The organism is Kribbella sp. NPDC055110 (genome assembly GCF_053607525.1).
Genome location: NZ_JBSGTS010000002.1, coordinates 554,176 through 567,916, shown reverse-complemented (window position 1 = coordinate 567,916; position 13,741 = coordinate 554,176). Strand labels below are relative to the sequence as shown.

Here is a 13,741-nt window from a genome sequence, read left to right as displayed (position 1 = left end):
CCATCACTCCCCGAACAGCATCTGTGCGTCGCCCTGACGGATCTGGCGCCGGAAATACACCGGGTCGGCGAACGTGGCCGGCACCTTGCCGAGTCCCTGGATCACGGTGGCGGTGCCGTTCGCGTGCCCGACGGCGTACGCATAGGCGGACTGGGTGTCCTTGTCGATGCCGACCAGCATCGTTCCGTACCGACCGCACTTCTCGGCGATCAGCGCGTCGAACGCCTGCCAGGTCGAGGTGCGGACCTTCTTGACGATCGGCTTCAGCGGTGAGGTCCGCGGGATCCGGATCGTGTAGAGCGCGCCGCCGCGGGTGTTGGCCAGGAAGGTGTCGTAGGTCAGCGTCTGGCTGATCATCGCCATCGTCTTCACCGCGCCGAACCCGGTCGCGGACTGCTTGTTCGCCCACTTCACCGTGCCGTTCGCGTTGTTGTACTGCATGTCCCAACGGCTCAGGGTCCCGTCGGCCCGCAGCTGGTACTGCCTGATCAGGTTCGGCAGTTTCGGATAGTCCCAGAACCGGGTGGTCTCGAAGTACGTCGTGTCACCCCAACCGCCACCGACCAGGTACGTCGTCGGCCTGGTTCGGTCGACGTCCCCGTCCAAGGTGAGGTAGTAGGAGGTGGCGTACATGGACGAGCCCAGCACGGTGTATCCGCCGATCCACCCGCCGTACCCGGTGACGTCCGGATCCGCTTCCATCGACCCGCTCACCCGGACCGCGCCGGCCGGGTAGACACCGATGTCCGGCTTGTCGGTCGATGCAGCGCCGACGGTGACCAGCTTGCCCGCGTGATCACCCGCGGCGGTCACGGATCCGACATGGACGTAACAACCAGCTGACGCCTGCGTTGTCGCAGACCTTCCCGCACCCACCGCTTGCGCGGCCCCAGGGGTGACTCCTAGTACCAGGATTGCGGCAACTGCCGCCTTGCTCAGTCGACCGGACATTGCCAGCCCCTCGGGGTCACAGGACGAAGTATCGCTTCTGCTTACTCGATACCTGGCGTGGCCGAAAAGTTGCGGCGGATAACGACGGAGCCGCCGACGGGTGAAACAGTTCATTGCTTGGCCGCATCCGGACCGATGTCTGGACAGCAACTGCGCTCCTGATTACGATCGCCGCAGATTGAAACATTTCACCCAGGCGGCGCAGGAGTCGTGCGAAGGAGCGTGAGAGATGTATCGCTCAGCAACGAGGAGGGCCACCGTTCTGACGGTTATCGCCCTCGTGGCGGCCGGCCTCGCCGGTTGCGGCTCCGGGTCGAAGGAACAGGCCCAGAGCGGACCGGTATCGCTGACGTGGTGGGGCTGGAACGCCTTCGACAACACTCAGGCGATCAAGGAGTTCCAGGCGGCGAACCCCCAGATCAAGGTCACCTACAAGCAGTACGCGTACAACGACTACATCACCGCGCTCCGGCCCGGGCTGTCGTCCGACAAGGGCCCGGACGTGTTCCAGGTCCAGCCCGGCGACCTCACCACCAACTTCGGGCCGCTCGCCGTACCGGTCGAGGACCGCGTCGCCAAGGATCTCGGCAAGGACTGGGCGAGCAAGTTCAACCCCGAGGGGCTCAGCCAGTTGCAGCTCGACGAGAAGCAGGTCGCGCTTCCGGCGTACATGTCCGCGGCCGGGCTCATCTATTACAACAAGTTGATCCTCGACCAGTACGGCCTCGACGTACCGACGGACTTCGACCAGTGGAAGAAGGTCTGCGCGACCCTGAAGACCCACAACGTCAAGTGCCTCGCGCACGGCGCCAAGGACGCCTGGGTCAACACGGACGTGTACCTGTCCCTGATCAACAGCATCGCTCCCGGCAAGGTGTACGACGCTATTGAAGGCAAGGCGTCGTGGACGGATCCGGAGTTCGTGCAGGCCATGGGCGCCTGGTCGGACCTCTTCACCAGCGGCATCATCCCGGCCGGAGCTACGGCCGCGACGGAGTACCCGGATGCGCAGACGACGTTCCTGGCGGACAAGGCGGCGTTCATCGCGCTCGGCACCTGGAACACGCCGGCGACGATGACGAAGACCGGGCAGGTCGACGCGCAGAAGACCGTGACGAAGAAGATCGACGGCCTGTTCCTGTCCGCCCCGTTCCCCGCGCCGGTCGCCGGCAACCAGCCGACCAAACCGTTCGGTGGGCCGGACAACGGGTTCGCGGTCTCGGCTAAGTCGTCGAAGCAGGACGCGGCGTTCAAGTTCCTCGAGTTCCTGACCGCTGGTGACGGTCAGAAGATCCAGGCGGCGGGCGGCAACATCCCGGCCATCACCTCGGTGAAGGTAGCGACGACCGACGTGATCAACCCCAGTCAGGTCGCGGACATCGAACGCCAGCAGCAGTCGCTGACCGACCTGATCGGCGCGCGGCAGATCCCGTACAGCGACCTGACCACGGCCCTCGGCGACGCACTGTCCGCGGTGGCCGCCGGTACGTCGTCCCCGGAAGACGCGCTGAAGAAGGTCGAGGCCGCGTCAAAGTCCGTCAGCCGATGATCACGCAAGTGGAGGCGGAGCTCGCAGTCGCGACTCCGCCAACGGAGACCCCGGACAAGCGTCGGCTCGCGCTGTCGGACTACCTGTGGGCGCTGCCCGCGCTCATCCTCGTCGTAGGTGTGATCCACGCCGGCATCGCGGCCAACACGTTCTACTCGCTGTTCGACTGGTCCGGCGTGGGTTCACCGACCGATTTCGTCGGCGGCGCGAACTACACGAAGCTCCTGCAGGACCCGATCTTCTGGCAGGCGTTGCGCAACACCCTCGTCTTCGCGGTGGCGACGGTGGCGATCCAGCTCACGCTCGGCCTCGCGCTGGCCGTGCTGGTGCGTACCAAGGTGCGGCTGCGTGGCCTCCTGCGGACGCTGGTCTTCGTCCCCGTCGTCCTCGCGCCGGCGGTGGTCGCCACGTCGTTCCGCATCCTGCTCACCCCGGACGGCGCCTTCAACCACCTCCTGGGCTCCGATCACGCCTGGCTGGCCGATCCGAAGACGGCGTTCGGCGCGATCGTTCTGATCAACGTCTGGCAGTACACGGGCTACAGCTTCCTGATCTACGACGCCGCGATCGGGCAGATCGATCGCGGGCTGTTCGAGGCGGCGCGGATCGACGGTGCGACAACCTGGCAGCTGAACACGACGGTGGTCGCGCCGATGCTGCGCGGCTCCCACCTCGTGCTGATCGTGCTCGGCTTCATCAGCTCGCTGAAGATGTTCGACCTCGTCTTCCTCACGACCGGCGGCGGACCGGGTACGACGACACAGGTGCTGACCGGCTACATCTACAAACAGGTGATCGCACAGTTCCACGCCGGGTACGGCGCCGCGCTGTCGATCGTGCTGGTGCTGATCGCGCTCGTCTTCTCGATCCTGCAGGTCCGCCTCTCGACCAGCGAAAGCCGGTAGCGGCATGTTTCAGTTCCAGCGTCTTCCGGGTCGCGTGCTCAGCCAGCTCCTCGTACTCGTGGCGCTCGTGGTCCTCGTCATCCCGCTCGTGCTCATCGTCAAGGAGTCCCTGGCCGGCGAAGGATTCACCAACTACACGGTCGTCCTCTCGTCGACACCGTTCCTGCGGTTCTTCGCCAACAGCCTGATCGTCTCGGTGTCGACCGTGGTGCTCGTCATGTATCTCGGGCTCAGTGCGTCGTACGGGTTCGCCGTACTGCGGCCGCGGGGTTCGACGATCGGAGCCGTGGTGGTTCTGACCGGGCTCGCGCTGCCCGCGATCGCACTCGTCGTTCCCTTGTACTACGTGATTCAGGCGATCGGACTGCTCGACACCTACTGGTCCGTGATCATCCCGTTGACGGTGATCTCGATACCGTTCGGGGTGCTTGTCAGCAGCAACTACATTCGCGGGCTGCCGGCCGAGCTGTACGAGGCCGGCCGGCTCGACGGGGCCAATTCGTGGCAGTTCTTCTGGCAGATCCTCGTCCCGATCTGCCGCCCGATCCTGTCCGTCGTCGCGATCTTCACCTTCCTCGCCGCGTGGAACGAGTACCTGCTGCCGTTGCTGTTCATCCAGTCCACCGATCTGCAGGTGCTCACGCAGGTTCCGACGTACTTCCAGAGCGAGCGACTGGTCGACACCCCGAAGATCTTCGCCGCGAACATCCTGATCTCGCTGCCCGTCGTCGTGGTGTTCGTCGTCCTGCAGAAGACCTTCCGCACCGGCATCTCGGCCGGCGCGGTCAAATGAGCCAAGGAGCCCCATCGATGGATCGACCGCAGATACTCGCGTACTACTTCCCGGATTGGCACCGCGATCCGCGGAACGCGAAGTGGTTCGGTCCGGACTGGGACGAGTGGAAGCTGCTCGAGGCGGCGCGGCCACGGTTCGAAGGGCACCGGCAACCGCGCACTCCGCTGGACGGGCGTTTCGACGAGGCGACCCCGGCGGCAGCGGAACATCAGATCCGCATCGCCAAGGAGTACGGCGTCGACGGCTTTCTCGTCGACTACTACTGGTACGACGACGGCCCGTATCTGCAGGCGGCTCTCGACGACGGGCTGCTCGCCGCCCGGAACAGCAACGACGTCAAGTTCGCGTTGATGTGGGCGAACCACGAGCTCGTCGACATCTTCCCGCACGACGACCCGTCGGACGACCCACCCCAGCGGCTCAAGAACGGCGCGATCGATCGGGCCGCGTTCGAGAAGCTGGCCAGGCATGTCATCGATACGTACTTCGCGCGCCCGAACTACCTCACCGTCGACGGCCGGCCGTGGCTCTCGATCTACGAGCTCGGCAACCTCATCGTCGGCCTCGGTGGTGTCGAGGAGACATTGGACGCGCTGCGGTGGTTCGACGAGCAGACCCGGCAGGCGGGCTTCGTCGGGCTCCACCTGGATGCGGTGATCTGGGGTGTCGGCGTACTGCCCGCGGCGATCACGCTCGACCAGCCGGCCGACCTGGTGCGAAAGCTCGGGTTCCGGTCCGCGACGTCGTACGTCTGGGTGCACCACGCCGACGTGGGCGGCTTCGAGTTCCCGCGCGCCGACATCGGACCGCTGCGCGATGCCGCCTTCGCCGAGTACGAGCGGTACGTCGGGGAGCTCGACGTACCGTTCTACCCGAATGTGACCGTGGGGTGGGACGCGTCGCCGCGCACCGCCCAGGACCGCGCGTTCGAACGCGGCCGCTACCCGTGGACGACGACGTTCGATCCGACTCCCGAGGAGTTCAAGGAGGGACTGCTGCAGGCCAGATCCTTCCTCGAACGGCACCGCCAACCGCATCCGATCATCACCGTGAATGCGTGGAACGAGTGGACCGAGGGCTCGGCGCTCCTCCCCGACAGCCACAATGGCTATGGCTTTCTCGAGATGATCCGGGACGTATTCGGTTAGGGGGTGATGACTTGGCGAAGAACGTCACGATCAAGGACGTCGCCGCGCTCGCGGGGGTGTCGATCGGCACGGTGTCCAACTACATCAACGGCACCAAGACGGTGGCCGAGACGACCCGGGCGCGGATCGATCGCGCGATCGAGGAGACCCGGTTCGTCCCCAACCGCGCCGTCCGGACGCTACGCGGAAATCGCACCCACACCCTGGGGCTGCTCGTCCCGGACGCCGCGAACCCGTACTTCACCGAGATCGCGCGCGGGGTCGAGGACGTCGCGCGCAGCCGCGGATTCGTGCTCGTGTACTGCGACACCGCGGGCGATCCGGTCCGGCAGGGCGTGTACGTGCGCAACCTGGCCGAGATGCGCGCCGGCGGACTGATCATCGCGTCGGCGACCGCGGAGCCACCGGACCTCGGCGATCTCGAGTCCATCGGCACGCCCATCGTCGTACTGGGACACGAAGGGATGGCGCTGACGTCGTCGGCGGTCATCGTCAATCAGCACCGCGGCGGATTCCTGGCGATGAAGCACCTGCTCGACCTGGGCCACCGACGGGTGCTGTTCGCCGGCGGTCCCGGCGGCGATCTCGTCCTGAAGGCACGCTACGAGGGCGCGCTGCTCGCGATCGAGGCGGCCGGTGCGGATCCCGCACTGTTGCAGCGAGCCGACGCGGGCGGCCGGACGGTACGCGAACGCAGCGAGCTGGCCGAGGTGATCACGGCCATGCGCCCGCGCCCGACAGCGGTCCTGTGCGGCAACGACATGATCGCGATCGCGATCGTCAACAAACTCATCCGGGACGGCTGGTCCGTCCCGGGTGACATCGCAGTCGTCGGGTACGACGACATCGGCGAGGCGCAGCTGGCCGTCATCCCGTTGACCACCGTCCGCCAACCGGCCCACGACATCGGCGAATCAGCCGCCCGCCTCCTGTTCGAAACCGCCGACGACCCGTCCCGCCCGCACCACCAGGTCACCTTCACCCCGGAACTCATCGTCCGCGGATCAACAATCCAACAGGGCGAAGCGAAGCGGTCGACTGATTGAAGCGCCTGTTTTCCCAGGGGTTTCCGCTCTTTTGACAAATGTGTGGGTCGGATGGACCGAGTTGGCAGTCATGCGGTGGCCGGCCGTCTGTACGCAGAACTGGCTAACCGGCTCTCCGGTCCGACGTGTGGGTGTTGGCGGCGGTATCCGGGGACGTGAGACAGAACGTGGAGGCCTGGAACCGGACATTACCTGTCTCCGCCCACCAGTACCTGTCTCCAGCCCCCACCGCACCGCACCCATCGCTCGCCCGCACCGCACCGCCACCGCCCGCACCGCACCGCCACCGCCCGGCACGCACCGCACCGCCACCGCCCGGCACGCACCGCACCGCCACCGCCCGGCACGCACCGCCACCGCCCGGCACGCACCGCCACCGCCCGGCACGCACCGCACCGCCACCGCCCGGCACGCACCGCACCGCCACCGCCCGGCACGCACCGCACCACCGCATGCACCGCACCACCGCATGCACCGCACCACCGCATGCACCGCGCGGTCCATCCCGCTGGCCGGCGCCGAGGTCGGGCGCGGCAAGAGCCCTCGCATACGAGGGGATATCCGATGGTGTTGTGGCTTCTCTGTTGGTGTTAGAGGGGAGAACCCACAACGCCAGGGGATATCCGTTCTTGTGCTGGATGGGTGGATGTCGTGGTGTCGGCGGGTGATTGGGTTGGTGGCGGCTGCTTGTGGCGGGGTGATGTGCACGCTCGACAGGTAGTGCACCGGCGAGACGGTGTACGCGCGGGCGCGTTTACGCTCAGGTGCACTACCTGTTCGCTCGACATGTCCTGTCGAGCGTGCACATCACACCAAGCCCGGCGCCGCCCCGGAACTCGTCGACCACCCGCACATCAGTCGCACGAGCCGGTTTCAGGGGTTTGCTGTGCGATCTTGACTGTCCGACGGGGTGGGCGCATGGTCGGACAAAGGGCGCGCTGGGGCGCGGTCGGGGGAGTGGTGTTCTGGCATGTTGCTGACTGGGCGGATCGTTTTTCCTTCGGGGGAGCGACCTGAGGAAGCCTCACGCGTGGTGGCTCGGGTCGAGGAGGTTTCGCGCGCGGACGCGCCGGCCGTGATCGTCGCCGAGCAGGTGCAGGAACATGTGGCGCTGCCGCGGGACGAGAGCGGGTCGTTGCCTTTCGCAATCGAGTTGCAGTCCGGTTCGATCGATCCGCGGCTGCGGTATTCGGTGCGCGTCCATGTCGACGTCTCCGGGACCGCGAGTGTGACCTCCGACGATTTCATCTCCACGGCGTCGTACCCGGTCGAGTTCGACGCGGGCGACCTGGCGGTGGAGGTACGACGGGTTTGACGTGACGACGATCAGGGGGAGCAAGACGTGACACAGGACAACGGAGTCTGGCAGAACGCGGGCGAGTTCCGCGGCGGGGAACGCGGTACGGCGGTGATCTCGGGAGTCACCTTCTCGGACAAGCCGGTGGTTTACAGCGCAGTCGACGGGCTGGCCGTCTTCGAGGGCGACATCGTCCTCGGGACCGTCGACCAGCTCCAGTTGGGAATGAGCGAACTACAGGGCATCGCCGGGGACGTCCAGGCCGGTGTCGGCATCAGCGGCACCCGGTTCCGGTGGCCACGCTCGCAGGTCCCGTTCGACATCGACCCGAATCTGCCGAATCAGCAGCGGGTCCGCGACGCCATCACGCATTGGGAGGCGAACACACCGATCCGGTTCCCCGAACGCACGGCCGCGAACGCCGCCGACTTTCCCAATTTCGTCCATTTCACGGACGCGGGCGGCTGCTGGTCATCGGTAGGAATGCAGGGCGGGTCGCAGACGATCAGCCTCGGCGCGGGGTGCTCGAGAGGAAACGCGATCCACGAGATCGGCCATTCGGTCGGGCTGTGGCACGAGCAGAGCCGGGAGGACCGCGACCGGTTCGTCACGATCAACTGGGCGAACATCCAAGCGGGCATGGAACACAACTTCGATCAGCACATCACCGACGGCGACGACCTCGGGGCGTACGAGTACGGCTCGATCATGCATTACCCGAGGACGGCTTTCAGCAGTAACGGACAAGAGACCATCACGCCCGTCGATCCGAACGCCCAGATCGGACAGCGAACAGGACTGTCGGCCGGAGACATCGCGGCCGTGCTGGCCATGTACCCCACGGTCGGCTGGCATCACAACGACCTGAGCGCGTCCGCGGGCGCTCCGAACGCGACCGGAGTACCGGCCGGTTACACCTGGTCCGTCGACAAGACTCAGCATGTCGTCTATCGCGGTGGTGACGGCCATATTCATGAGTTGTGGTTCAACGGGACGTGGAATCACAACGACTTGGTTGCCGCGGCGGGCGCGCCGGGTGCTGTTGGGGATCCGGCCGGGTACACGTGGGATGTCGACAACACGCAGCATGTGGTTTATCGCGGTGGTGATGGGCATATTCATGAGTTGTGGTTCAACGGCACGTGGAATCACAACGACCTGGTTGCCGCGGCGGGCGCCCCGAACGCCGTCGGTGACCCGGCCGGGTACACCTGGTCTGTCGACAACACGCAGCATGTGGTTTATCGCGGTGGTGACGGCCATATCCATGAGTTGTGGTTCAACGGCACGTGGAATCACAACGACCTGGTTGCTGCGGCCGGCGCCCCGAACGCGGCCGGTGACCCGGCCGGGTACACCTGGGATGTCGACAACACGCAGCACGTCGTCTATCGGGGCAATGACGGGCACGTCCATGAGTTGTGGTTCAACGGCACGTGGAACCACAACGACCTGGTCGCCGCAGCGGGTGCGCCCAACGCGATCGGACTGCTGGCCGGCTACACCTGGGACGTAGACCGCACTCAGCACGTCGTCTACCAGGCCGGCGACGGCCACATTCATGAGCTGTGGTTCAACGGCACCTGGAACCACAACGACCTGGTCGCCGCCGCGGGTGCTCCGAACGCAGTCGGTGACCCGGCCGGCTACACCTGGGACGTCGATCGCACTCAGCACGTCGTCTACCGCGCCGGCGACGGCCACATTCATGAGCTGTGGTTCAACGGCACCTGGAACCACAACGACCTGGTCGCAGCCGCTGGCGCCCCGAACGCAGCCGCTGACCCGGCCGGCTACACCTGGGACGTCGACCGCACCCAGCACGTCGTCTACCGAGGCACCGACGCCCACATCCACGAAGTCTGGTTCCCCTGATCAACCCCCGACCGATCAGCAGAGAATCCGCGAACGTCAATTGGAGGGCACGGGCAGCTGGGTATTTGCTCACTGGCGGGTTATTGCAGGCTATCGGTGAAATAACCCGCCAGTGGAGTGCGTCACTGCCTTAGCCGCGCAGAGGCGTTGGTTCAGGGGTGCAGCGGGCGGGTCTCGGTCCAGTCGACGAGGAGTTTGCGTTCGGCGAAGTACCAGGCGCCGTCGAGCTTGACGAACTGGTCGAGGTAGCGGATGGACGCGACCATCAAGGTACGTCGGCCGTCGTCCTCCACCGTCACGTGATGCGCGATGGTGTAGCTCTCGCCGCTCGCCTGGTTGCCGTCGACAACGACTGTGCTCTGCCCGTTGAAGTGGGTGGTCGCGGCGTACTGATTGAGGTTGTCGAACACCGGGGCGAGCGATTCGCGGCCGTGCAGTTCCTGGGTCGGCTCGTCGGCCTTGGCGTCCATGTAGACCACGAAATGCGTGTCTTCGGTGAACAGGGCCATCTGCCCCTGCGCGTCGCGGCGGTCCGCGCAGTGGGCGTAGGCGTCGAAGAGCTCGCGGAGCGCCAGGCGGTCGCCTGCTTCGGCCGGGGAGAGGGTCATCGGGACCGTTTGAGTTCCAGGACCGGGATGGTGCGGATGCCGGCGGTCTGGCGTTCGTATTCGGCGAAGCCGGGGTAACGGCCGGCGTGGATCGCGTAGATGCGGTCGCGCTCGGGGCCGGTGACGTCGTGGACGGTCACCTCGTAGGTCTCGGTGCCGCGTTCGATCGTGGTCTTACCGGCGGAGACGAGGTTGATGTACCAGTCCGGGTTCGTCGGGGCGCCGCCCTTGGACGCGAACACGTAGATCGTGTCCGGGTCGGTTTCGTGCGCGAGGTACATCGTCGGCGCGACGTACTCCTGCCCGCTCTTCCTGCCCGTATGGTGCAGCAGCACCATCGGGGCGCCTTCGAACGGGCCTCCGACCTTGCCCTCGTTGGCCCGGAACTCCGTGATGGTCTGTGTGTTCCAGTCACTCATGTCATGCTCCTGTCTCTCGCTGAGCAGCAACGCGTGACGCGTCCGCAATATGCCCCGACAGTAGTCGGCCTGCTTCGTCCAGCGCCGCCGCCCCTTCGTCGAGGATCGCGTGATACGCCTGGAAGACGTGCGGCACTCCGGGCGTAACGGCGAGGGTGACGTCGACGTCGGCCGCAGCGGCTTCGCGGGCCAGGCGTACGGCGTCGTCGAGGAGCACCTCGTGCGATCCGGCCTGGATGATCAGCGGCGGCAGACCCGACAGGTCGGCGAAGATCGGGCTGATCAGGCCGAGTGCGGAATCCTGTCCGGCGGTGTAGTCGGGGATCCGGGCAAGGAGCGCGTCCGGGTTCATCAACGGGTCGGCCTCGCGCTTCGTCGTCATACTCGCTCCGGCCAGCGTGAGATCGACGTACGGCGACATCAGGTACGCCGCGACGGGCAACGGAAGGCCCTGGTCGCGGGCCCTGATCAGCGTGGCGACAACGAGCCCACCGCCGGCGGACTCGCCCGCCAAGACGATGTCCGCGGGGGAGATGCCGTTGTCCAGCAGACCTTGGTACGCCGCCAGCGCGTCGTCGACTGCTGCGGGAAAGGGGTGCTCGGGGCCGAGGCGGTACTCGACCGAGATGGCCTTCGCCTCGATGCGCCGGCCGATCTGCGAGGCCAGGTCGGCTGAGAGAGCGGCCTCACCCAGCACGTAGACACCGCCGTGGAAGTACAGGACGGTACGGCGTGGTTCGACGCCCTCGACCGTGACCTCGGCCGTGGGCACGCCGCCGAGCTCGCCCGCGGTCACGGTCAGGTCGGCCGGAAGCGGCTGCGCCGACAACAAGGCTCGCAGCTGGTCCCGCTGCTCCGCGACGCCGAGGTCAGCCGGGAACGGCGCCTGCCGCAGAATCGCATCGAGTGTCGCGCGCTGCTCTGTACTCACCGAGGATCTCCCTTCGCCCACACGACTGCGAGTCTTGCCGCCCACCCCTCGCCAGGCATCACCGGATTCCGGTGATTCACCCCGGGGGCGCGCGGTTGGTTGACGACATGTCAAGCAGCTGATTGAGTATTCGTCGTGGGCGTGGAGAGGCCGGACTTGCGGCGTGAGGCGGGGCGGCGTACCCGTGAGCGGTTGCTTGCGGCTGCGCTCGAGTTGCTGGCTCAGCGTGGGGCGAGCGGTGTGACGCTGCGGGAGATCACGGACGCTGCCGAGGCCAACGTTGCCGCCGTGAGCTACCACTTCGGTTCGCTCGGGTCGTTGTGTGACGCAGCGATCGAGTACGCACTCGAGCGGTACCTGGACTCGCAGATCCAGTCGATGAGCACGCTCGTACCTGGGTCGTCCATCGAGGAGCTGGCGTCCGCGTTCGCCCATCCGATGGTGCGCGCGCTCGCGGCCGGCGGGGACGAGTTGGCGGTGATCCGCACGGTTGCGCGCGTCGCGACCGATCCGCCGGAGGGCTGGGATCGCCTGGCCGGCAAGTTCGACCGGACGCGCAAGGACGCGGTGCGGGTGCTGACGGTGAAGCTTCCGGAGGCCAGCAAGGCTGAGCTGAACTTTCGGACGCGCTGCGCGGCCGGCCTGCTGAACTGGCTGGCCCTGTCGCCCCTCGGCACGGACATCGCCGGCAAGTCCGAGCGGCAGATAGCGCAGCTCTTGGTGCCCGTCGTAGCGGGAGCGTTCCGCGGCGACTCCACCGCTCGCTAAGCATCTGCTTGATAGTCAAACCTGTGCTTGACAACTTGCCGACCCTCTCCGCATGATTTTAATCAAGCATCGGATTAACTTCTTTTGAGGAGCCGGCAATGTCAACTGACGCAGAGGCCGTCGTCCGCGCCGCGTACCACACAGCGGAGGGCAGCGTGCTGGATGTGCAGGGGTTCATCGATCTGTTCGCCGAGGACGGTGTGTTCAACAACATCGTCGCGCAGGAGAGTTACCGCGGTGAGCACCTGGGCGATCTGGTGGTCTTCATGGGGCAACTGGCGCCGGACATCCACCGCGACCTGCACCGCTTCCACGTGATGGGGAATGTTGTCGCCGTCGAGCTGTCGATCCAGGGCACCTTCTCCGGGCCGTTCCAGACCCCGGCCGGTGTGATCCAGCCGACCGGGGGCAAGCTCGACATCCCGACCGCGGACTTCTGGTACGTCGAGAACGGCAAGATCAAGGAGTTCAACTGCTACGTCGGCGTCAGCATCATGCTCGCGCAACTCGGCGTACTGCCCGACTTCGCGTCGGCCGTGACAACACCAGCCTGACTTGCGCCGTCACGACTGCTGGCGTCGAGCTAGGCCCAGGAAGGCGAGGAGTGCGATGAAGACCATGCCGTACACGGCCAGAAGGGTTGACGTCTCGTAGATGTCGGCGGTGTTCCAGGTCGCTCCGGTTGCGTCGGTGACGGTGGTGCGGTCGCCGGGCGTCACGAGGAACGGGATGGTCGTCGCCGCGTAGAGGAGCACTGCCTGCAGGTCGCTCGGTGTCCGCTCGTGCTGCGTGGACGGGAGCGGCCCGCGGCTGCGCAGGTAGAGGGCGAAGACCTGCATGAACAGGTAAACGGTGAAGGTCCAGCGCAGGTAGTTGACCAGCGGTACGCCGAAGAAGCCGCCACCGTTCTCCCAGATCCAGTTCTGGTGGATGGTCGAGGCGGTGGGGTCGAAGGCCAGGTCCCACGCGGTCATCGCGAAGGCGCCGACCAGGGGAGTTCCGATGGTGGTCAGCCACGAGGAGTTGCGCCGTACGTCGTCGAGCAGCACGGTGGCCACGATCCACGCGAGGTACCCGGTGGCGAGGTAGGCGGGACCGATGAACCACGGGACCTGGAAGATCTTGCCGCCACCGGTGTAGTGGTAATGGCCGAACGGGAAGCCGGTCTGGATGCTGAGGTTCTCCAGGGCGTTGCTGATCACCAGGCCTGCGACGACGAACACTCCGATGGCGCGCCAACCGTAGCGGTGCGCCCCGTGAGCCAGGACGAAGACGACCTGGGCGACGATCACGATCAGCCTCAGGCCGGGCGCGAACGCCGTGACAATGAGGCCGCCGAGGATGACCGCGGTCAGTCCCCACAGTGTCGATAGTTTCCACGGTGCCCGCCGTGCCCGGTCGGAACGTTGATTGACAGACATTGGACATCTCCAGGTTTCGTTGCTGGA

General features: G+C 66.2%; 14 protein-coding genes. 9 read left to right on the top strand and 5 right to left on the bottom strand.

Features of this window, described 5'->3' with window-relative positions:
• Positions 1-3: 3 nt before the first annotated feature.
• Positions 4-813, bottom strand: coding sequence for a hypothetical protein (locus tag ACWF0M_RS05760; protein WP_452234432.1), 810 nt, complete (start codon positions 811-813; stop codon positions 4-6).
• Positions 814-1,180: 367 nt separating this feature from the next.
• Here ACWF0M_RS05760 and ACWF0M_RS05755 point away from each other — a divergent pair, with 367 nt between their 5' ends.
• The 7 genes from ACWF0M_RS05755 to legP all read left to right on the top strand — a co-directional run bounded on the left by ACWF0M_RS05755 (position 1,181) and on the right by legP (position 9,567).
• The gene (locus ACWF0M_RS05755) at positions 1,181-2,500 is read left to right on the top strand and encodes an ABC transporter substrate-binding protein (RefSeq protein ID WP_452234431.1); all 1,320 of its coding nucleotides are present in this window, start codon (positions 1,181-1,183) and stop codon (positions 2,498-2,500) included.
• On the top strand, positions 2,497-3,405 hold the full coding sequence (locus tag ACWF0M_RS05750; RefSeq protein ID WP_452234430.1) for a carbohydrate ABC transporter permease: 909 nt from the start codon (positions 2,497-2,499) through the stop codon (positions 3,403-3,405). The genes ACWF0M_RS05755 and ACWF0M_RS05750 overlap by 4 nt, the downstream gene beginning before the upstream one ends.
• A 4-nt stretch (positions 3,406-3,409) precedes the next feature.
• Positions 3,410-4,198, top strand: a complete 789-nt coding sequence (locus tag ACWF0M_RS05745; protein ID WP_452234429.1) for a carbohydrate ABC transporter permease — start codon at positions 3,410-3,412, stop codon at positions 4,196-4,198.
• A 17-nt stretch (positions 4,199-4,215) separates the two neighbouring features.
• On the top strand, positions 4,216-5,349 hold the full coding sequence (locus ACWF0M_RS05740) for a glycoside hydrolase family 99-like domain-containing protein (protein WP_452234428.1): 1,134 nt from the start codon (positions 4,216-4,218) through the stop codon (positions 5,347-5,349).
• 11 nt (positions 5,350-5,360) lie between these two features.
• Positions 5,361-6,395: a LacI family DNA-binding transcriptional regulator gene (locus ACWF0M_RS05735; protein WP_452234427.1), complete on the top strand. Its 1,035-nt coding sequence runs from the start codon at positions 5,361-5,363 to the stop codon at positions 6,393-6,395.
• Positions 6,396-7,365: 970 nt separating this feature from the next.
• Complete coding sequence (locus ACWF0M_RS05730) at positions 7,366-7,710, top strand: YbaY family lipoprotein (RefSeq protein ID WP_452234426.1); 345 nt, start codon at positions 7,366-7,368, stop codon at positions 7,708-7,710.
• Positions 7,711-7,737: 27 nt separating this feature from the next.
• Positions 7,738-9,567, top strand: a complete 1,830-nt coding sequence (legP, locus tag ACWF0M_RS05725) for a Dot/Icm T4SS effector Zinc-dependent metalloprotease LegP (RefSeq protein ID WP_452234425.1) — start codon at positions 7,738-7,740, stop codon at positions 9,565-9,567.
• Positions 9,568-9,719: 152 nt separating this feature from the next.
• Here the strand turns inward: legP and ACWF0M_RS05720 are convergent, their stop codons facing one another.
• Genes ACWF0M_RS05720 through ACWF0M_RS05710 form a run of 3 tightly spaced genes read right to left on the bottom strand, consistent with a single transcriptional unit; the run spans position 9,720 to position 11,525 of the window.
• Positions 9,720-10,175, bottom strand: a complete 456-nt coding sequence (locus ACWF0M_RS05720) for a nuclear transport factor 2 family protein (RefSeq protein WP_452234424.1) — start codon at positions 10,173-10,175, stop codon at positions 9,720-9,722.
• Complete coding sequence (locus tag ACWF0M_RS05715) at positions 10,172-10,594, bottom strand: nitroreductase family deazaflavin-dependent oxidoreductase (RefSeq protein WP_452234423.1); 423 nt, start codon at positions 10,592-10,594, stop codon at positions 10,172-10,174. Before ACWF0M_RS05715 ends, ACWF0M_RS05720 begins: the two co-directional genes overlap by 4 nt.
• A gap of 1 nt (position 10,595) precedes the next feature.
• Positions 10,596-11,525 carry an alpha/beta hydrolase gene (locus ACWF0M_RS05710; RefSeq protein WP_452234422.1) on the bottom strand — a complete coding sequence of 310 codons (930 nt, stop codon included), beginning with the start codon at positions 11,523-11,525 and terminating at the stop codon, positions 10,596-10,598.
• Positions 11,526-11,666: 141 nt separating this feature from the next.
• On the opposite strand from ACWF0M_RS05710, the gene ACWF0M_RS05705 reads away from it, so the two are divergent.
• Both ACWF0M_RS05705 and ACWF0M_RS05700 read left to right on the top strand, forming a co-directional pair.
• A complete protein-coding gene (locus ACWF0M_RS05705; protein ID WP_452234421.1) occupies positions 11,667-12,293 on the top strand; it encodes a TetR family transcriptional regulator in 627 nt (208 codons plus the stop codon).
• 98 nt (positions 12,294-12,391) lie between these two features.
• Positions 12,392-12,847 (top strand): ester cyclase, encoded by a 456-nt coding sequence (locus tag ACWF0M_RS05700; protein ID WP_452234420.1) that lies wholly within the window; start codon positions 12,392-12,394, stop codon positions 12,845-12,847.
• 9 nt (positions 12,848-12,856) lie between these two features.
• Here the strand turns inward: ACWF0M_RS05700 and ACWF0M_RS05695 are convergent, their stop codons facing one another.
• Positions 12,857-13,714 carry a carotenoid biosynthesis protein gene (locus ACWF0M_RS05695; RefSeq protein WP_452234419.1) on the bottom strand — a complete coding sequence of 286 codons (858 nt, stop codon included), beginning with the start codon at positions 13,712-13,714 and terminating at the stop codon, positions 12,857-12,859.
• Positions 13,715-13,741 lie beyond the last annotated feature (27 nt).